At 30.6% G+C, this 21,004-nt stretch carries 20 protein-coding genes; 11 read left to right on the top strand and 9 right to left on the bottom strand.

Annotated elements, in window-relative coordinates; translation table 11 throughout:
* The first annotated feature begins 240 nt into the window (after positions 1-240).
* Positions 241-1,053, top strand: a complete 813-nt coding sequence (locus tag EGM88_RS10545) for an alpha/beta hydrolase (protein WP_123898255.1) — start codon at positions 241-243, stop codon at positions 1,051-1,053.
* Between the two features lie 476 nt (positions 1,054-1,529).
* Here EGM88_RS10545 and EGM88_RS10540 read toward each other — a convergent pair whose 3' ends face one another.
* The 3 genes from EGM88_RS10540 to EGM88_RS10530 are packed head-to-tail and all read right to left on the bottom strand — an operon-like array spanning position 1,530 to position 3,893.
* Positions 1,530-1,724 carry a cold-shock protein gene (locus tag EGM88_RS10540; protein ID WP_123898254.1) on the bottom strand — a complete coding sequence of 65 codons (195 nt, stop codon included), beginning with the start codon at positions 1,722-1,724 and terminating at the stop codon, positions 1,530-1,532.
* A gap of 33 nt (positions 1,725-1,757) precedes the next feature.
* A complete protein-coding gene (locus EGM88_RS10535) occupies positions 1,758-2,912 on the bottom strand; it encodes a DEAD/DEAH box helicase (protein ID WP_123898253.1) in 1,155 nt (384 codons plus the stop codon).
* A 9-nt stretch (positions 2,913-2,921) separates the two neighbouring features.
* Positions 2,922-3,893: a fatty acid desaturase family protein gene (locus EGM88_RS10530; RefSeq protein ID WP_123898252.1), complete on the bottom strand. Its 972-nt coding sequence runs from the start codon at positions 3,891-3,893 to the stop codon at positions 2,922-2,924.
* A 610-nt stretch (positions 3,894-4,503) separates the two neighbouring features.
* Between EGM88_RS10530 and EGM88_RS10525 the strand changes: the two genes are divergently transcribed.
* From EGM88_RS10525 to EGM88_RS10505, 5 genes are all read left to right on the top strand, one after another.
* Complete coding sequence (locus EGM88_RS10525) at positions 4,504-5,019, top strand: GNAT family N-acetyltransferase (protein ID WP_238988424.1); 516 nt, start codon at positions 4,504-4,506, stop codon at positions 5,017-5,019.
* 171 nt (positions 5,020-5,190) lie between these two features.
* Positions 5,191-6,393: an Lcl C-terminal domain-containing protein gene (locus EGM88_RS10520; protein WP_123898251.1), complete on the top strand. Its 1,203-nt coding sequence runs from the start codon at positions 5,191-5,193 to the stop codon at positions 6,391-6,393.
* A gap of 216 nt (positions 6,394-6,609) precedes the next feature.
* Positions 6,610-7,233, top strand: a complete 624-nt coding sequence (locus EGM88_RS10515) for a hypothetical protein (RefSeq protein ID WP_123898250.1) — start codon at positions 6,610-6,612, stop codon at positions 7,231-7,233.
* A gap of 130 nt (positions 7,234-7,363) precedes the next feature.
* Entirely contained in the window at positions 7,364-8,377 is a 1,014-nt protein-coding gene (locus tag EGM88_RS10510) for a cytochrome-c peroxidase (protein WP_123898249.1), read from the top strand.
* Positions 8,378-8,697: 320 nt separating this feature from the next.
* Entirely contained in the window at positions 8,698-10,284 is a 1,587-nt protein-coding gene (locus EGM88_RS10505; RefSeq protein ID WP_123898248.1) for a peptide chain release factor 3, read from the top strand.
* A 69-nt stretch (positions 10,285-10,353) separates the two neighbouring features.
* On the opposite strand, the gene EGM88_RS10500 is transcribed toward EGM88_RS10505, so the two are convergent.
* A complete protein-coding gene (locus tag EGM88_RS10500) occupies positions 10,354-11,178 on the bottom strand; it encodes a T9SS type A sorting domain-containing protein (protein ID WP_162497570.1) in 825 nt (274 codons plus the stop codon).
* Between the two features lie 28 nt (positions 11,179-11,206).
* On the bottom strand, positions 11,207-12,820 hold the full coding sequence (locus EGM88_RS10495) for a hypothetical protein (RefSeq protein ID WP_123898246.1): 1,614 nt from the start codon (positions 12,818-12,820) through the stop codon (positions 11,207-11,209).
* A 210-nt stretch (positions 12,821-13,030) separates the two neighbouring features.
* On the opposite strand from EGM88_RS10495, the gene EGM88_RS10490 reads away from it, so the two are divergent.
* The 3 genes from EGM88_RS10490 to EGM88_RS10480 all read left to right on the top strand — a co-directional run bounded on the left by EGM88_RS10490 (position 13,031) and on the right by EGM88_RS10480 (position 15,294).
* Entirely contained in the window at positions 13,031-13,552 is a 522-nt protein-coding gene (locus EGM88_RS10490) for a DUF7935 family protein (protein WP_123898245.1), read from the top strand.
* A complete protein-coding gene (locus EGM88_RS10485) occupies positions 13,552-14,313 on the top strand; it encodes an MBL fold metallo-hydrolase (protein WP_123898244.1) in 762 nt (253 codons plus the stop codon). The genes EGM88_RS10490 and EGM88_RS10485 overlap by 1 nt, the downstream gene beginning before the upstream one ends.
* Before the next feature lie 282 nt (positions 14,314-14,595).
* Complete coding sequence (locus EGM88_RS10480) at positions 14,596-15,294, top strand: VIT1/CCC1 transporter family protein (RefSeq protein WP_123898243.1); 699 nt, start codon at positions 14,596-14,598, stop codon at positions 15,292-15,294.
* Between the two features lie 74 nt (positions 15,295-15,368).
* On the opposite strand, the gene ettA is transcribed toward EGM88_RS10480, so the two are convergent.
* From ettA to EGM88_RS10460, 4 genes are all read right to left on the bottom strand, one after another.
* Positions 15,369-17,060, bottom strand: coding sequence for an energy-dependent translational throttle protein EttA (gene ettA / locus EGM88_RS10475; protein ID WP_123898242.1), 1,692 nt, complete (start codon positions 17,058-17,060; stop codon positions 15,369-15,371).
* Positions 17,061-17,184: 124 nt separating this feature from the next.
* Positions 17,185-17,367 carry a CAL67264 family membrane protein gene (locus EGM88_RS10470; protein ID WP_123898241.1) on the bottom strand — a complete coding sequence of 61 codons (183 nt, stop codon included), beginning with the start codon at positions 17,365-17,367 and terminating at the stop codon, positions 17,185-17,187.
* 93 nt (positions 17,368-17,460) lie between these two features.
* Positions 17,461-17,709 (bottom strand): thioredoxin domain-containing protein, encoded by a 249-nt coding sequence (locus EGM88_RS10465; protein WP_123898240.1) that lies wholly within the window; start codon positions 17,707-17,709, stop codon positions 17,461-17,463.
* A 74-nt stretch (positions 17,710-17,783) separates the two neighbouring features.
* Entirely contained in the window at positions 17,784-18,329 is a 546-nt protein-coding gene (locus EGM88_RS10460) for an NADPH-dependent FMN reductase (protein WP_123898239.1), read from the bottom strand.
* A 167-nt stretch (positions 18,330-18,496) separates the two neighbouring features.
* Here EGM88_RS10460 and EGM88_RS10455 point away from each other — a divergent pair, with 167 nt between their 5' ends.
* Both EGM88_RS10455 and EGM88_RS10450 read left to right on the top strand, forming a co-directional pair.
* Positions 18,497-20,125, top strand: coding sequence for an acyl-CoA carboxylase subunit beta (locus tag EGM88_RS10455; protein WP_123898238.1), 1,629 nt, complete (start codon positions 18,497-18,499; stop codon positions 20,123-20,125).
* Between the two features lie 156 nt (positions 20,126-20,281).
* Positions 20,282-20,998: a YebC/PmpR family DNA-binding transcriptional regulator gene (locus EGM88_RS10450; RefSeq protein WP_123898237.1), complete on the top strand. Its 717-nt coding sequence runs from the start codon at positions 20,282-20,284 to the stop codon at positions 20,996-20,998.
* Positions 20,999-21,004: the final 6 nt, after the last annotated feature.

Genomic DNA, 21,004 nt, shown 5'->3' with positions numbered 1-21,004 from the left:
AATTGAGTAAAAAATCAAGTAACACCTCTATTTTGTTTATTTTTATTAAATCTAATTTTTTTATTATCTTACTAACTTAAGTTTATAACCGTAAGTAGCTTCGTTTGGGGCAGTGGATTCGGTTACATCAGAATCTACTTGTAATTGTTAGCGTTTGTGTTACACTAAAAACTAAGGGATAGTACTTGTAATTGATGGTTATTTGTAATGCCGTTGGCATTCATTTAAAAACAATCAAATATGAAAAAAATATTATTTTTTCTACTAATTGTAATTTTGATAATTAGTTGTAAAGTCAAAGGAGTGGTATATAATGACCCTATTCCACAGCACGATAGTTTAACAATTTTATCAAAATTTGTAAACGAAGAACGAGTAATTAACATTTGGACACCACCAAACTATAATAATTCGACTGACAGTTTCCCTGTACTTTACATGCCAGACGGTGGAATAAAGGAAGATTTTCCTCACATCGCCAATACATTGAATAAATTATTATCTGAAAGTAAAATTCCTCCAATGGTATTAGTTGGAATTGAAAATACCGAAAGAGGACGTGATTTAACAGGATTTTCAGAAGCTGAATATGATAAGCAATTTTGTCCAGTAACAGATGGTGCTAAAAACTTTAGAGCATTTATTTCGGAAGAATTAATTCCTGAAATTAATAGAAAATACCGAACAAATAGTAGAAAAGGAATTATTGGAGAATCACTAGCAGGGCTTTTTGTTATGGAAACATTTTTTACAAAGCCTAATACATTTGATTTCTATATTGCAATGGATCCTTCGCTCTGGTGGAATAATCACTATTTGGCTAAAAATGCAGATTCGTTATTGTCTAAATTTCCTGACAAAAATTTAAAGCTATGGTTTACAGGTTCAAGTGCAGAAGATATTTCAAAATTTACCAAAAGCGTTGAAAAAACTTTAAAAACCAGTGCTCCACCAAAATTGACTTGGAAATATTCTGATAAACCAAATGAAAAACACAATACAATTTTCAGAGCAACTAAAGAAAATGCTCTGATCTGGACTTTGACTGAATAAAAAATTGTACCAACAATAGTTCCTATAAAAATTAGTAACCTAATTTTAACTTGTGGCCATATTTCAGGACAAAACACTTAGAAAACAAAATGTTCAATATCTAGAAAATTTAAAGGATAATAAAAAAATGAATTTGTACCATTGACAAACATATTTTTAAACTTTGAAAAGAGTAACAAAAGGACGTAATAATGAAGTAAAATAAAACTAACCTAAGTTATTGTAATATAAAACTATTAAATAATTACAGGTAAAATTCGAAAAAATTATTTTAAAGAAGATTTCCTCAAGAATTTGAAATTATAGATTTTGACATGCTTTTTAATACTCTTTCCGAAGTGATAAAAAAATACATTGTTTTTTATTGTTAAAAAATGAACTAGACCATAAAAAGACTTAAGCTGGTCACTTCTAAAAATGTAAAAAAAAGACCGTTATTATAACGGTCTTTTTTTAATAATATAGAAGTTTTATGTTTAGCTAAAAACCTTTACATTAATAGCATTAAGACCTTTACGTCCTTGCTCGGTTTCAAATTGTACTTCATCGTTTTCTCTGATTTCGTCAATTAATCCATTAACGTGAACGAATATATCTTCGTTGGAGTTACTAGGTTTAATAAATCCGAATCCTTTTTGTGTGTTAAAAAACTTTACTGTTCCTTGTTGCATAATTGTTTTGTTTTAAATTATTTGTTTTATTTATTAATTAACGAATGTGTAAGCTACACCGGTGGCTTCTGCCCTTCCGGTTCTACCTATTCGGTGGATATAACTATCCATGGTTTGAGGTAATTGGTAGTTAATTACATGGGTAACCCCTTTTATATCAATTCCTCTGGCAGCAACATCTGTAGCTACCAATATTTTTATTTTTCCAGCTTTAAATAAGGCAATGGCTTTTGTTCGGTAATTTTGAGATTTATTTCCGTGTATTACGTCAGATTTCATTCCAGAATTTTTTAACTGTTTACTTAGCTTGTCAACGCCTCTTTTGGTTTCTGAAAATAGTAACACTTTTTCAAATGAGGATTCTTTTACCAAATTGACCAAGACATCAAACTTATTTTCGCGGTTTTTCACCCTAATAATGTTTTGATCTACATTATCACTCGATTTTAATCCATTGGTTACATTTACCCTAGTGGCATTACCTGCTATTTGTGTAATTAGCTTTTCCTGAGACGAATCTAGGGTTGCAGAAAACAACAAGGTTTGTTGTCGGTTATGCATTCCAGAAACAATCTTTTGGATAGGTTTTACAAATCCCATATCAAGCATCCTGTCAAATTCATCTAAAACCAAAACCGATATGTTTTCTATTCTTAAAGCTTTTCGGTCTATAAGGTCATTTAATCTTCCTGGCGTACCCACAATTAAATTTGTTTTTCTTTTTGCTAAAGACAGGTCTTTGCCCACACTTGTTCCGCCAATAAAACAAGCGGAGTTAAGCTTGGTATTTTGGGTTAAGGATTTAAACTCGGCTTGTACTTGTTGTGCTAATTCACGTGTTGGAACTACCACTAAGCTAATAACATTAGCTGCTGTAAGCATTTGCTGAATGATGGGTATTAAAAATGCTCCTGTTTTACCAGTTCCTGTTGCTGCAATACCTACTAGGTTTTCTCTTGCTATAAGTTTATCGATACATTTATCCTGAATTTCTGAAGGCGATAAATAACCTTTATTCGCGATATTGCTCAGTAAATCTTTATGTAAATTTAATTGTTCGAATGTTCTTGTTGATACATAAGGTGCTGTGGTAATAGATTTTGATTTTTTGACAAGCAACTCAGGGTTTAGCTGAGACACAGGTCTTCTTTTGGACGGTTTCGCCCTGTTATTTTTATGTTTATTCATGTTGTTTTATTATTGATTTATAGGAATTGGTTCCAATTCCATTCGCCCCAAATCGCGGAGCATTTTAAAGTGTTTAAAAATGGCTGTTATAAATGAACCATTTGTGTAGTAAGGCAAACCAAACTCTTCTGCTGTTTGCTTTACAATTGGTGCAATTTTTCGATAATGCACATGTGAAATATTAGGAAACAGATGATGTTCTATTTGATTTGTTAACCCTCCTACCATCCATGATAATACAGGACTTTTAGAGGCAAAATTACTTGTGGTTTGTAACTGATGTACCAATCGTGCAGAATCTAAATTTCCATCTTTATCAGGCAATGGAAAAGACGCATCTGGTGTTACATGTGCTGTTTGAAAAACCAAAGAGATACTTAATCCTGTTACAAAATGCATAGCTAAAAAGGCTACTACCACTAACCATGGTGAAAAAGGTGTTAAAAGAATGGGTAATACTAAGGCGAAAGAATAATAAAGTGCTTTCCATCCAATTATTTTCAATATTCCTTTTCTATATGTCTTTCTATTTTTAACAAGTCCCATTTTATAGTATCTGGTATATCTCACAAAGTCTTTAGAAGTTACCCAAGAAATTGTAGACAGTCCATAAAAGAACCAAGCATAATAATGTTGATACTTATGGAGTTTATTCTTTTTAGCATGAGGTGAAAATCTCAGGAAAAAAGGAGCATTAATATCATCATCATGCTCGTCTATATTGGTAAAACTATGATGAAGTACATTATGTTGTAACCTCCAAACTTTATCATTTGCACCAATTAAATTAATAGTATAACCCATTAACTTGTTAATGGTCTTATTCTTTGAATATGAACCGTGAATAGCATCATGCATAATGCCCATACCTATTCCTGCCATACCTAATCCACTAAGAATATAGAGTGCAAAAAATAATGGAATACTAGTAATGGGAGAGAAAATAATTATGCCTAAAGGCGTGAAAAATAATAGAAGCATAAAAATGGTTTTAAAAACCATTCTTCCATTGCCATATCTACTTAATTGATTGCTTTTGAAATATTCTGAAACACGAAACTTAAGTGTAGCAGAAAAATCAGAGCCTACTGATTTTGAAAAAGATAATTTTTTAATGAGAAAAGAATTTAGTTAAACAATATTTACTTCAAAATGGGTAAAAAAAACGTGAAGTGAAATCTTATTGAATTGCTTAACGAAGAACTGCTAACAAGCAGTAGAATTATTACTATTTTGATTGTTCTCTATTTAAAGAACGTTGCAAATGTAGTTGAAATATCCTAGTCCACCTAATCTTTACTACTTAATTTATCTAAATGATTCTAGTGAATGAACACTTATTAGAAATTTAGCGAATAATTTTTTGTTGATTGTTTTTATTGTTTTGCATAGATAAAAAAAGTGAGTATTGCACCTGTTGCTGATATACACACCATAAAATACGACAAACTCAAATTCTAATACTGACTATTGGCTAACCGAAAAGAACTTGATATATCACCACTATAATTTCTTATTACTACTACTTAATATTATATAAGCCGAGTAAAAATATTAATTTTACCGTTAAAACTACTGAAAGAGTAAATGAATGATTAAAATAATAAAAGCAAGCATTGAACATTCTGATGTAATAGCTGAAATAGGAAAAAAATCTTTTTTAGAATCTCACGGAAACAGTGCGTCTGTCGAGGATATTAATAGTTTTATTTCGAAAACTTACAACCAAAAGAGTATCTCTAAAGAGTTTGAAAATACAAAAATTCAATATCATATTATCTATTTTAATGATAAAGCCGCTGGATTTTCAAAAATTGAATTAAATACTTCTAATAAATACATAAATGCATTAAATATAACAAAACTTGACAGGCTCTATCTTCTAAAAGAATTTTATGGACAAGGTTTAGGTTCTCAACTATTCGATTTTAATATTAAATTATCAAAAAAACAAAATCAAAAAGGTATTTGGTTAGCCGTTTGGGTAGAAAATAAAAGAGCTCTAAATTTTTATACTAAAATAGGATTTAAGATTGTAGGTAACTATAATTTTAAAATATCTGAAACGCATTCAAATCCAAACCATATTATGTTTTTTAAATACTAATACCATTTGGCAAATAAAAGTTCTTACGATACAAGTACTAAAACATTTGGCTTGCTTATTACTGTAGTAATTTTACTAGACTTGTGTTTTATTCTAAAAAGAATAGGGATATAAATTAAACCTTTATTATCCAGTAATGTCAAAGTATTAAAATTCTTATAAAATATGAAAATGACCTTCTTAAATCTATTGTTATTAATCATTATAGTTTATGGATGTAGTAATAGTGATTCACAACTTATTGAAAACCTTCCTACTCCCACTACTACGTTTAATATAGTTGATACTGGTGTAGAAAATTTTTACAATAATTCAACAATTATGTCTTCACCAACTGAAGGCGAAGCTTTTTATGGTCAAGATGCTACCTATAAAGGTAATGCACCATCTTACACAGATAATGGAGATGGTACTATTACAGATAATATAACGGGGTTAATGTGGGAACAAGATATGGGAACAAAAATAACTTTTGAAGAAGCTTTTAGTAAAGCAGAAAATTCAACTCTTGGTGGATATACAGATTGGAGAGTGCCTACATTAAAAGAGCTTTATTCACTGATAAATTTTACAGGTAGAGTCATGGGAGAAACTTCAATAGATATGTTTATAGATACCGAGTATTTTAATCAACCCTTAGGAGACACAAGCATTGGTGAAAGAGAAATTGATGCCCAAACATGGTCTAGTACAGAATATGTTGGACTAACAATGGGAGGAGATCAAACTGTTTTTGGAGTAAACTTTGTAGATGGTAGAATAAAAGGATATCCAAAATACAATCCTGGAACTCAAATAGAAAATAAAATGTATTTTAGAATGGTACGAGGCAATACTGATTATGGCAAAAATAATTTTATTGATAATGGAGATGGTACAATTAGTGACTTAGCTACAGGATTAATGTGGCAAAAAGCTGATGATGGTATTGGTAAAGATTGGGAGGAAGCTTTAAGTTATGCAGAAAATCTAACGTTAGCTTCCTATTCTGATTGGAGATTACCCAATGCTAAAGAATTGCAAAGTATTGTAGATTATACTAGATCGCCACAGACTACAAATTCAGCTGCTATAGATCCTATTTTTGAAATTACTGAAATAAATTATCCAGATGGTAGTTCTGGACATTACCCTTTCTTTTGGACCAGCACTACGCATTTAGATGGTGTAAATCCCTACAGTGGAGCTGTTTATATAGCATTTGGTGAAGGATTGGGAGAAATGAATGGTGTTCTATTAGATGTACATGGAGCTGGTTGTCAGAGAAGTGATCCTAAGAGTGGTAATAGTAGTGATTATCCTCAATATTTTGGTCCTCAAGGAGATATTCGTTATGTTTATAATTATGTTAGAGCTGTTAGAACAATTGATTAATTGACTAAAAATCGTCTTTTAAGTAATAATTTAATTCATTAGCTCTATCTCTAGAATATTTTGTCTTACTTTAATATAATAATTTTCACTTATAGAATAGGTTAAGTGTATTGGTAACAATAAATTAGCAATAGTTATACAGATACTTTTTAGCAATATGGGTAAAAATTAATATCTTGTACATCAAAATTGTATTGCGGTATTAAAAAAAGTAAAATGAAAGTAACAAAAAAGTCTATCCTAAAATATATTTTAGAGTTGTTAATGATAGCTTTTGGCGTTTTTTTAGGAATTGAAGTCAGTGAATACAGAGCTGATAAAAACATGAGAGAGAACGTTAGTGAATCTTTAGAGTTAATAACAAAAGAATTAGAATCTAATTTATTAACATTAGAAAAATCTATTCGTTATCACGAAACTATTAAAAAAGGATTTGATAGTATTATAAATACTATATCAATAGATAATGCCTATTTACCCTATTTTTCAAATAAGGTATTTAAACATAATTCTATTCCTAATTGGAACGGACTAGGGATTCCTGTTGTTGAAGATATTGCCTTTGAAAGTGCTAAAATTGGTGGCATTTTTCAAGAATTAGATATTGAAGAAATAAAGTTGATATCGAATGCTTATAAAAAATTACACACAAATACTGAATTAGGAAGAAGCCTAACAACTAAGTTTATTGGAATAAACTCTGATACTAAAATTTTAGATATTGTAGGTATTTTAGAACTTCTAACCAATGATGTATTAATGACTGAAAAAGTTTTAAAAGACAATTTAGATAAAACAATTTTAAAACTAAAAGACAATACTTTAACACGCAACCCATAAAACTAAATAAATAGTTTACTTTTTTATATAAAATCCTTCAAAAACCTATATAAATACAAGAAAAGATGATAAAAGTCATTTTTTTTAAAGTGTTCAATTATTAAGTTTGGTTCAACTAAACTTATTAATTATGAACAAATATATATACGTTGTAGCCTTGTTTATTTTTATGTTGAGTTGTAACAAATCAACAAAAAATTCTGAATACGTAGAATTACAAAAAAAAGCATCAACAATTTTTGGTACACTTCCAACACAAGTAGAAAATCCTAAAAATGTAATCACTGAAGAAAAGGTCATCCTTGGACAAAAATTGTATTTTGATAAAAGGTTGTCTAAAGATAATACACAAAGCTGTAATACCTGCCATGATTTAAATAACTACGGTGTAGATAATTTAAGTACTTCTCCTGGTAATGATGGAACGTTAGGAACTAGAAACTCCCCTACTGTTTTAAATGCTGCATTGCATAAAGATCAATTTTGGGATGGTAGAGAACCTGATGTGGAAGCACAAGCGGGTGGTCCTATTCTAAATCCTGTTGAAATGGCTATGCCAAGTGAAGAAGTTGTTGTAAAACGACTTTTAGAAGATGATAATTATTTAGAAATGTTTGAAGCTGCTTTCCCTAATGACGAAAAGCCTATTACTTATAAAAATATTCAAAAAGCAATTGGTGCTTTTGAACGTAAACTAATAACGCCATCAAGATTTGATGATTTTATTGCTGGAGATTTAGAAAGTTTAAATGAAAAAGAATTAAAAGGCTTGCAACTTTTTATAGACAATGGCTGTACTGCTTGTCATTCAGGAAACGCTTTAGGCGGAAATGTTCATCAAAAATTTGGTTTGTTTGATGAATATTGGAAACACACAAAAAGTAAAAATATTGATAAAGGTAAATTTGAAATAACTCATAAAGAAAGTGATAAATATATGTTTAAATCACCATCCTTAAGAAATATAGCAAAAACCTATCCTTATTTTCATGATGGTAGTGTTCATAAATTAGACGAAGCAGTTTCTATTATGGGTAAAGTTCAATTGAATAAAAAATTTACATCAGAAGAACTAGATGCAATGGTTGCTTTTTTAAACTCTTTAACTGGCGAATTGCCAGAAGACATTCAAAAGAATTTATAATATAATTTTAATAACTAAACAGTATAAAATAAACTATAACTAATCAGATATTAAGAATTGACATTTATTCATTTTATCTAGCTTCCGCCCCAAAAAACGTAAAGGCATTAACTGTAATATGTCCTATTTTACAAATGCATTAAAATGTTTTTTGGGGTTTTTATATATTAATTCTTCCAATCTATATGACAAATATCTTAAATTAGACCATTGTAAAATAGTGCCTCACTACAATTTAAGTTATAATTTTTGAATCTTTTTATTACTAAATCGTTTAATCTTCGAATTGTTTTATCTTTGCCACCCATAAAAATTAATTAATGTCCTTTTTAAAAGAAATACAACGTAGAAGAACTTTCGGAATTATATCGCATCCCGATGCTGGTAAAACAACATTAACAGAAAAATTATTACTCTTTGGTGGAGCTATACAAGAGGCAGGAGCTGTAAAAAATAACAAAATTAAAAAAGGAGCTACGTCTGACTTTATGGAAATTGAACGTCAACGTGGTATTTCTGTAGCAACTTCTGTGCTGGCTTTTATTTATAAAGATAAGAAAATCAATATTTTAGATACACCTGGCCATAAAGATTTTGCAGAGGATACATTTAGAACATTAACTGCAGTTGATAGTGTAATTGTAGTTATTGATGTTGCAAAAGGTGTAGAGGAGCAAACGGAAAAGTTAGTAGAAGTTTGTAGAATGCGTAACATTCCAATGATTGTATTTATTAATAAATTAGACCGTGAAGGGAAAGATGCATTTGATTTATTAGATGAAGTTGAACAAAAATTAGGATTAACTGTAACTCCAATGAGTTTTCCTATAGGAATGGGATATGATTTTAAAGGCATTTATAATATATGGGAGAAAAAAATAAATCTTTTTTCTGGAGATAAAAAACAAGTAATTTCTGAAGGTGTTGAGTTTACTGATGTTAATAATCCTGATTTGGATAAAATGATTGGCGAGAACTCAGCCAATCAATTGCGTGAAGAGTTAGAGTTAGCTTTAGAAGTTTATCCAGAATTTGATTTACAAGCCTATAAAAATGGAAAGCAACAACCTGTATTTTTTGGTTCGGCATTAAATAATTTTGGAGTAAAAGAACTATTAGACTGTTTTATTGAAATTGCTCCTTCACCACAACCTAAAAAAGCTGAAGAACGTCTTGTAAATGCTGATGAGAAGCAATTGACAGGTTTTGTTTTTAAAATTCATGCAAATATGGATCCTAAACACAGAGATCGGTTGGCCTTTGTAAAAATTGTTTCTGGAGTATTTAAACGGAACCAGCCATATTTACATGTAAGACATAATAAAAAACTAAAATTTTCTAGTCCTAATGCTTTTTTTGCAGAAAAAAAGGAAATTGTAGAAGAATCTTTTCCTGGTGATATTGTAGGATTACACGATACTGGAAATTTTAAAATTGGAGATACGCTAACCGAAGGTGAATTGTTAAATTTTAAAGGTATACCAAGTTTTTCACCTGAACATTTCCGTTATGTAAATAATGCTGATCCAATGAAATCTAAACAATTACACAAAGGTTTAGATCAATTAATGGATGAAGGTGTTGCTCAATTATTTACCTTAGAAATTAATGGTAGAAAAGTTATAGGAACTGTTGGAGCCTTACAATACGAAGTAATTCAATACCGTTTAGAACATGAGTATGGGGCCAAATGTACGTATGAAAATCTTAACGTGCACAAAGCTTGTTGGGTAGAACCATCGGATCCTAAAAATGAGGAATTTGCAGATTTTAAACGTGTTAAACAACGTTATTTAGCAAAAGATAAACAAGGTCAATTGGTTTTTTTGGCAGATTCTGCTTTTACCATTCAAATGACGCAAAGTAAATATCCTAGTGTGAAGTTACATTTTACTAGTGAGTTTTAAAAAATTCTTATATATATAAACAAAAAAAGGCTCCATTACAGAGCCTTTTTTTTAATAACCTATTTTTATTTACTGTTTTATTACTTTAAAAACCCCAACATTGTCTCCAATATTTACCTTTACTACGTAAGCTCCTGAAGCTAAATGAGACATGTTTAATTTTGATTCTAAATTCAAAGATTCTTTATACATAATTCGTTGTCCTATACTATTATACACATTTACTGAAGAAATTTCTTCACTAGATTGTAATGTTAATTCTCCATCAACAACAGGATTTGGATAATATTTAAAACCAATATTTTCTAAACCTGCAACTTTTGAACCTTCTACACCAGTTAATTTGTAATTATCAATACCAACACCCCAAGTTAAAGAGTTTTCATCATCATAAACAAATTGTACTTTAAAATCACTATTAATAAATTCAGTAACATCAAAAACTGCATCTGTATGTTCTCCACTATCTTTAGCTCCTGAATTTTCTGAAGTAGTTAAAACATTTTGCCAAGCAGTACCATCCCAAACATTAATTTTGAAAACACCATCGCTAGCAAAAGATCTTAAATTATAAGTTACTTCTACAAATGCTTCTACAATATTTTTTTCTTCTAAATTGATAGAAGGGCTGGTTAAGGTAAGTACATTGTGATTAAAATAACCTGAAGAATAGTCGTTAAACACTACTCCACCGGATTGAAACGATGCTGGGTTATTAATTCCACTACCTCTCAAATCGTTTTTATAACCAAAAGTCCATGAATGTCCACTAGCTGAATTAGTGGTTGACCATCCTTCAGGAATACTTGCTGCATTAAAGTCTTCATGTTGTAATTGGGCATTCGCCATAAAACCAACACAAACTAACATATATATAAAACTTAATTTTTTCATTTTTTTAACTTTTTGAATTAACATTGACTTAGTATATCTCTACTTCTGCACGTTGCACAAATACAGCAGTATTTCCAGCTGCATCAGTTACAGTCCATTCTCTTACCCATAATTCTGCACCATCTCGAGCTCTTACACATCTTGTAAAGGCTGCATCCATTTCAATGTGTTGTCCACTTGGTATGGCTTGTCCACCAACGGTACCAGTATATGCTAATTTAAAAGCAACATTAGGATAACCAAATTGATCTCTAGGTCCAATATCTAAATAATGTGAATTTGTATTCGCTAAAGCAATATTATTTTCTTTATCTACACCAAAACCTTTAAAACTATTTTCTTTTGTAAAATCTACATTTGCATATTTATGTCTATCAGCATCAGCAGCCGTTCCTACTTCATTCCCAGCTTTTATCCATAAAGCATATCCCATTACTTTTTCAAAGTATAAATTGGTACTGTATCCTGAATTTGGGTCTGCATTATTAGTTAATTGACCAAAAATTTTAGCCGTACCATCATCTACTTGAACATAATGTCCTTTTTTCCAAGAATACTCATTATTAGAAGTAATTCCGTTAAATATCACATTAGAATCGGTTGCGTTAGTGTTAAAGTCTATATCACAAGATTCTCTACTTAAATATTCTCTATACTCTATTGTTACTTCAGAACAATTATCAGAAAAAGTAACATTTGGCATTTGCGAAATATCTTCTAATAAAATATAATCGACAAAATTATCAGCAGTAGGCAATTCAGTGTCAGATTCAACACAACTACATCTTACATTAGTTTTAATAGCTCCCCCCATTACCCATGATTGGCCAAATACTGATTGTCCATTTTTTTTGGCTCTGGTATCAATTTTTATTTCAATTTCATCTACTGAACCTGCAACATCTTTCATTGTTAATTCAAAAACTTTAATACAACATTGCCCAGTAGGAAAGCTATCAATAGTTTCCGTTAATTCAGCAAAACTTCCGTCAGCAGCAGAAACTTCAATATGAATGTATCTACCATCTGGTGTTAATTCTGAAATCGGTAATTCTACAGTAACCGTTCTTGGTCCTGAATCTGTTTGGATAGGAATGGTAGTTGTTTCAATATTATTATATCCACTTAATGCAGTAAATACTCCAGAACTAGCAGTTCCGTTATTTTTCTTTCTAAACACATATGCTAATATAGATTGAGCATAACTTGATTTTGATGAATTGTTGTAACTAACAGTTGAAGTTGCTGGCAATTCAGTTCTGTAATACCATACATTTGAACTTCCTCCTGTTGGTACAACTCTTGTTGCCGTATAGGTATTTCCAGAATCGTCACTAACTTCAATAGTACTTCCTGGATTATTGCCTTTATAGACAATTTCAACAACAACACGTTGTACGTTTTTTGTATCTCCAATTGTTAATGTAGTTGGTACATTATTTTTTAATCCTAGACTTAATAATTCAACTTCAATTCCATCATCACAGGTATATGACCATCCTGGATCTGTATTACTAGTAAAAGAATTGGATTCAATTGGAATCTTTTTTAAAGTTGGTTTTGGCTGTTCCCCCGAATAAGCCACAAGTTGTGAAAGTAAAAATACTAACACAAAACCTTTTGTTAAATAATTGTTTTTCATGATGTTTAGCTTTAATTAGAATAGCGAAAAAATCGCTTTTTTATACTCCTATTTTATTATTAAACAACTCATGACCTAATATTCCTACCCCAATTGTTAAATTTTTTTTAATTTTTTTATTAAATAAATTTTTTCAATTCTATAAATGCATATTTTTACACGTATAAGATAAAATTTATATAAATTTGAAACTCAATTTTAATCGTTATAATGGATACAACAAAAATTATTGAATTATTAAGTTATACATTACCCGCAATTATTACAGGTTTAGTTGCTTTATTTTTCTTTAAACAAGTGAGTAAAAATGAGTCAAATAGAAGAACTTATCACATTTTAAAAGAAAATCAAAAAACAGCTTTGCCTTTACGTTTACAAGCTTATGAACGAATGATACTTTTTTTAGAAAGGATTTCTCCTAACAGTCTTCTTGTTAGAGTTGAACCTACAGGGGATGATAAACCTGCTTATTTTAAAAAATTACTTAGTAATGTAGAACAAGAATTTGAGCATAATCTAGCTCAACAAATTTATATGAGTAGCGACTGTTGGAATGCTATTGTTACGGCAAAAAATAGTACTTTAAATATTTTAAAGGAAACTATGTTAGAAGGCGAAGTAAAAACTGCTAATGCTATGAGAGAAGCTATTTTACAAAAATTAATGGATCAAGAAGCTCCAACTAAAGTAGCTATCGATTATTTAAAAATGGAAGTCAAAAAGATATTTTAATGATTAAATATTTTTCTATATTTCTGGTAGTTTCTTTATTTATATTTAGTTCAGTCTATGCACAACGTGTAAAGGCTGACACCATTAAAGGAATTGAACATGAAATTATTATTCAGCCAATGACACATGGTACGTTGGTACTTTCATGGAATAAAACTACCATTTATGTAGATCCTTACGGTGGTGCAGAACTTTTTACAGGAATTACACCTCCTGACCTTATTTTAATTACAGATATTCACGGTGACCATACCAGTTTAAAGACCTTAAAAGGATTGTCTACAAAAAATGCAACCTTTATCGTACCTACTGCAGTAGCTAAAATTCTGCAAACAGATTACGCTAATCAATTAAAAGTAATTAAAAATGATGAAGTAACCGATTTTAGTGGAATTAAAATTACTGCAATTCCGATGTATAATTTGCCTGAAGATAAAGAAACGAGACATCCTAAAGGTCGTGGAAATGGCTATCTTTTATCTATTGACGGAAAAACTATTTACATTAGTGGAGATACGGAAGGTATTAAAGAAATGCGTGCTTTAAACAACATTGATATCGCTTTTGTTTGTATGAATTTACCTTACACTATGGATATTAATCAAGCTGCAGATGCTGTTTTGGATTTTGAACCAAAAATAGTATACCCTTATCATTATAGAGGAAACCCTGATGTTAGTGATACTAAGGCCTTTAAAAAGTTAGTAAATAACAAAAATAAAAAGATTGAAGTTAGACTAAGAGATTGGTATAAAAAGTAAATCAACTTGTTTATTAGAATAATCACTTTACATTAGCATTCAAAGTTTAAGAATACTTTAGCTAATCAAAACAATTTAAAATAAACCATTATTTCACTTTATTATCAGCTAACAATATAACTTTAATTTATAAATAACTTAAAGTATTTAGCTACATAAAATAGATTTTCACCTCTCCACTATTTGTATTATTAGCATACACAAAAAATACCTATTTGAAATTTATCGATTTAATTTCAATTTCTAAAAAGTATTAGAAGTTGATTATTTTTGATTAGCTTTATGCTAAGAATAAAAATGGAGAACCACTATATAAATAGAAGTAATTGGCTTAGAGCAGCAGTTCTAGGAGCTAACGATGGTATTTTATCTACCGCTAGTATTGCCATTGGTGTTGCGGCTGCAAGCATTAATAGAGAACCGATAGTATTAGCATCAGTTGCAGGTTTGGTTGCAGGAGCACTTTCAATGGCAGCTGGAGAGTATGTTTCTGTAAGTTCTCAATCGGATATTGAAAAGGCTGATTTAGAAAGAGAAAAGCAAGAATTGATTACTATGCCAGAAATGGAATTACATGAACTTTCAAAAATTTATATTGAGCGTGGTTTAGATGAAAAAACTGCAATAGAGGTGGCTAAACAACTAACAGCACATGATGCCTTAGGAGCCCATGCTAGAGATGAATTGGGCATTAACGATATAACTCAGGCAAAACCTTTAGAAGCAGCTTTAGCTTCAGGAGCTTCTTTTATTTTTGGGGCATTGCTCCCAGTATTAGTTTCTTTGTTTATCCCCTTAAAACAAATGGTACTATGGCAGTATTTATTCGCGATTGTTTTTTTAATTATTTTAGGAATAATCGCAGCCAAAACAGGAGGTTCAAATGTAGTTAAAGCCGTAATGCGAATTACCTTTTGGGGTACAATTGCAATGGGTTTAACCGCACTAGTCGGTTATATGTTTAACGTAAATGTCAATTAAATTTCTATCAAAAAAAAAAGTTATATAATCCCAAACAGGATTACACAACTTTTTTTATTTTTAATAATAACTATTTAACGAATTAACTTTTTATATTTAATACGTTTTGGCATTAAATCACCGCCTAAGCGTTTCTTTTTGTTTTCTTCATAATCACTAAAACCACCTTCAAAAAAATAAACTTCACTATTGCCTTCAAAAGCTAAAATATGCGTACAGATTCTATCTAAAAACCATCTGTCGTGACTAATAACTACAGCACAACCTGCAAAATTTTCTAGCCCTTCTTCCAAAGCACGTAATGTATTAACATCCAAATCATTAGTAGGCTCATCTAAAAGTAATACATTACCTTCTTCTTTTAGTGTCATTGCTAAATGCAAGCGATTTCGTTCACCTCCAGAAAGCGTACTAACTTTTTTATTCTGCTCACTTCCTGAAAAATTAAAACGACTTAAATAAGCTCTAGAATTTACTTGCTTACCACCCATTAACACCAATTCTTGCTCATCAGAAAAATTCTGCCAAATGGTTTTATTGGAATCTATGTTTGAATGTGTTTGATCTACATAGGCAATTTTTGCAGTATCACCTACAATAAACTCTCCTTTATCTGGCTTTTCTTCACCCATTATCATTTTAAAAATGGTAGTTTTACCAGCACCATTAGGACCAATAACTCCAACAATACCGGCTTGAGGCAATTTAAAGTTTAAATTTTCATATAATAGCTTATCTCCGAAAGCTTTACTAACTCCCTTAGCCTCAATAACATTGGTGCCCAAACGAGGTCCATTAGGAATGTAAATTTCTAATTTTTCATCAAGCTGTTTTTGATCTTGACTTAATAGTTTGTCGTAATTTTTTAATCTGGCTTTTTGCTTGGTTTGTCTACCTTTAGCTCCTTGTCTTACCCATTCTAATTCACGTTCTAAAGTTTTTTGACGTTTTGAAGCTGCTTTACTTTCTTGCTGTAATCGTTTTGATTTTTGATCTAACCAAGAAGAATAATTTCCCTTCCAAGGGATACCCTCTCCTCTATCAAGCTCCAAAATCCATCCAGCTACATTATCCAAAAAGTATCTATCATGCGTTACTGCTATTACTGTGCCTTTGTATTGAGCTAAATGATGCTCTAACCAGTGTACAGATTCAGCATCTAAATGGTTGGTAGGCTCATCCAATAATAATATTTCAGGTTCTTGAAGTAATAAACGACACAATGCAACTCTACGTCTTTCTCCACCAGATAAATTCTTTATTGGAGTATCTCCTTCTGGAGTACGCAAGGCATCCATTGCTATTTCCAATTTTGTATCTAGTTCCCAAGCATTAGAAGCATCTATTTTATCTTGAAGTTCGGCTTGCTGTGCCATCAATTTTTCCATTTTATCAGCATCAGAATACACTTCTTCAAGACCAAACATATCGTTTATCTTATTGTATTCATCTAAAATAGCAACTGTCTCTGCTACACCTTCTTTAACCACATCAATTACAGTTTTGCTTTCATCTAATTTAGGTTCTTGTTCTAAATACCCAACTTTATAACCAGGAGAAAATACCACATCACCTTGGTAATTTTTTTCAACACCAGCAATTATTTTAAGTAAAGTAGATTTACCAGATCCATTAAGACCCAAGATTCCAATTTTAGCTCCATAAAAGAAGCTTAAATAAATGTCCTTTAAAACTTGTTTGTTTGTACTTTGATAGGTTTTAGAAACCTTATTCATCGAAAAGATGACTTTTTTATCGTCACTCATTATATATTTATTAGTTATTAAGTATTAATGGTTGAAATAACAATTCCAAGTAGAAGACTATACTATATTCAACTTTATAAGTTATAAATCATCTTCTCTAAAAACAATATTGTTGATGGTTTTACTACACCCTTCCTTTTAATGCATTAAACACCCATGCATTGGCAAAAAAACCAATTCCTACAGAAGCAAATCCCCATCCAGCAACATCGTCATATCTAAAAGCACCTAATGCTATTAACACTAATCCTACAATTATCATTATTAACGTGGCATAACCTAATACGGTATTCTTGTTCATTGACATAATTTTCGAAGTTTTAGTTAGAAGAGCAAATATCGTTACAAATAATCTAAAATTCCAAATAATTTAGAATTTAGAATTATAAAAAGTACAATTTTAACCTCTTAATTTTAGCTCTTTCATAATTTTATTAAAAGTATCTGAAGTTGGAGTTAAATGAACTTCACCATCAACTATTAATGTTGGGTATTTAATTGCACCATCATATAATTGTTTTGTGTGTGTTTTTGCTTCTTCATCTATTGCTAAATTTTTATAAGTAAAAGCTATATCAGCCATTCTTAAAAAATTTTTAAAGGCAACCGTATGAGCATCACCAGTTTTACCATAAATAGTTATTTTCATAATTTTATTTTTAATGACATTTTCTATAGCAGAGGATAAAAACAATTTTAAATTTTATTGATAATTACGGTTTACTAGACTTCTAAATCTTTTTTAAAATCACTTATACATTTTAAAAATTGAGTATGTAATTTTTCGTCTACAATTCTAGTTTCACTAAAATTATTAGTAAAAAATGGCAACGAAAAATTCGCACTTATTTGAGCTCCCATTCTTGGAAATTTACCTAAGGCAATTTCCATAACAGAAGCACCACCTCTAGATCCTGGAGAGGTAGACATTAATAACATTGGCTTATTTTTCCATACCATTTTATCAATTCTAGATACCCAATCCAATATATTTTTAAAGGCTACAGTGTAAGCTCCATTATGTTCTGCCAAAGAAACAATAACACCATTAGTTGTATTTAACAATTCATTAAATTTCTTTGCATCTCTAGGAAATCCATTTTTATTTTCTTCGTCAATCCCATAAATAGGCAAGTTAAAATCATTTAAATCTAACAGTTCTATTTCTACATTTTTTAATTGTTTGGTGGCTAAAACAACTAATTTTTTATTAATAGAATTTTTGCTATTACTTCCTGCAAAAGCAATAATTTTTTTAGTCACTTTCATACATAAATTTTATCAAAGATACAACAAATTAAGAGTAAATACGAATGCACATTCTATTGTTAAGAATCACTTTTTATATTGATTTTTAATCTCCTTATTTTTTGATTTTTCTATGGAGAAAAATTGTCTACTTTTGTATTTTAACCATTATAACCGAAATTAGTTCTATGGATATAAATTTCAATATAAACGAAGACTTCAATAAACTTCAAGTTGTCAATTTAAAAGATAAATTACGAAATGTTTATAATGGTGGTGGAAAAAAACGAATTGAAAAACTTCATGCTAAAGGAAAATTAACTGCGAGAGAACGGATTGATTACTTATTAGATGACAATACTGAACGTATAGAAATTGCTGCTTTTGCTGGTGAAGGTATGTATAAAGAACATGGTGGATGCCCTTCTGGCGGTGTAGTTGTTAAAATAGGTTACGTAAAAGGAAAACAATGTATTGTGGTGGCTAATGATGCTACCGTAAAAGCTGGTGCTTGGTTTCCTATTACAGGTAAAAAGAATTTAAGGGCCCAAGAAATTGCTATCGAAAATAGGCTTCCTATTATTTATTTGGTAGACTCTGCTGGTGTTTATTTACCTATGCAAGATGAAATTTTTCCTGACAAAGAACATTTTGGTCGTATTTTTAGAAACAATGCCATAATGAGTAGTATGGGTATTACCCAAATAGCGGCTGTTATGGGGAGTTGTGTCGCTGGTGGAGCTTATTTACCAATTATGAGTGATGAAGCCCTAATTGTTGATAAAACAGGAAGTATATTTTTGGCTGGGAGTTATTTAGTAAAAGCGGCTATAGGAGAACGTATTGATAATGAAACCTTAGGTGGTGCCACTACACATTGCGAAATATCTGGTGTAACAGATTACAAAGCTAAAGATGATAAAGATGCGTTGGATACTATTAAAAATATAGTTGATAAAATAGGTGACTTTGATAAAGCTGGTTTTAACCGTATAAAGGCTCATCCACCTGCTAAAAATCCTGAAGATATATATGGGTTAATACCAAAATCAAGGACTGAGCAATATGATATGTATGAGATTATAAAACGTATCGTTGATAATTCTGTATTTGATGAATACAAAGCGGGTTACGGTAAAACATTAATTACTGCTTATGCACGTATTGATGGATGGGCTGTTGGTATTGTTGCCAACCAACGTAAAGTAGTAAAAACAACTAAAGGAGAAATGCAATTCGGCGGCGTAATTTATTCTGACAGTGCTGATAAAGCCACTCGTTTTATTGCCAATTGCAATCAAAAGAAAATACCGTTAGTTTTTTTACAGGATGTTACTGGATTTATGGTAGGTAGTAAATCAGAACACGGGGGTATTATTAAAGATGGAGCTAAAATGGTAAATGCAGTTAGTAATTCTGTAGTGCCAAAATTTACAGTAATTATAGGAAACAGCTATGGTGCTGGTAACTATGCAATGTGTGGAAAAGCTTATGATCCACGACTTATTTTTGCATGGCCAAGTGCAGAATTAGCTGTTATGAGTGGTAACTCCGCTGCAAAAGTATTGTTACAAATTGAAAAAGCATCGTTAGAAAAAAAAGGAGAAAAGATTACTAAAGAAAAAGAGGAAAAACTATTTAATAACATAAAAAGTAGGTATGATAATCAGGTTTCTCCATATTATGCAGCTTCTAGAATTTGGACAGATGCGGTTATTGACCCGCTAGATACAAGAACATGGATTAGTATGGGTATTGAAGCAGCCAACCATGCTCCTATTGAAAAGAAGTTTAATTTAGGAGTGATACAAGTATAATGCAGTTAATGAATTTCTAGCCATTTTTTATTTTCACCAATGGCTAAAAAAAGACGACATTAATTATGAAGAAATAAAAAAATTAGATTCCTGCATTTTTAGGAATAATAACAAATAAACAGATTACTATAAAACGATTAAACATTTTAGAAAGAAATGGGAAGAGCATTTGAATTTAGAAAAGCAAGAAAACTTAAACGTTGGTCAGCCATGGCCAAAACTTTTACACGTATTGGTAAAGACATCGTAATGGCAGTAAAAGAAGGTGGTCCTAACCCTGAATCTAACTCACGCTTACGTGTAGTTATTCAGAATGCAAAGGCTGCCAACATGCCCAAAGATAATATTGAACGTGCCATAAAAAAAGCTTCTGATAAAAATACAGCCAATTATAAAGAGGTACTTTTTGAAGGTTATGCTCCGCATGGAATTGCTGTTTTAGTAGAAACTGCAACCGATAATAATAATAGAACAGTAGCCAATGTACGTGCCGTATTTACCAAATATAACGGCAGTTTAGGAACTTCAGGTTCTGTAGCATTTATGTTTGACCACACTTGTAATTTCAGAATATCTACCGAAGACTTAAAAATGGATTTAGAAGAACTAGAACTTGAATTAATCGATTTTGAAGTTGAAGAAATTTTTGAAGATGAAGATGGTTTAATGATTTATGCTCCTTTTGAAAAATTTGGAGCCATTCAAGCCTATTTAGATGAAAATAACATAGAAATTTTATCATCAGACTTTGAACGTATTCCTACAACTACTAAAAAATTGTCTGAAGAAGAAAGAGCAGACGTTGAAAAGTTATTAGAAAAGTTAGAAGAAGAAGATGATGTGCAAAATGTTTATCATTCGATGGGGGAATGAAAATTA

This window comes from Aureibaculum marinum, from assembly GCF_003813905.1.
Taxonomy (GTDB): Bacteria; Bacteroidota; Bacteroidia; order Flavobacteriales; family Flavobacteriaceae; genus Aureibaculum; species Aureibaculum marinum.
This window is presented reverse-complemented; position numbering and strand designations above follow the sequence as displayed.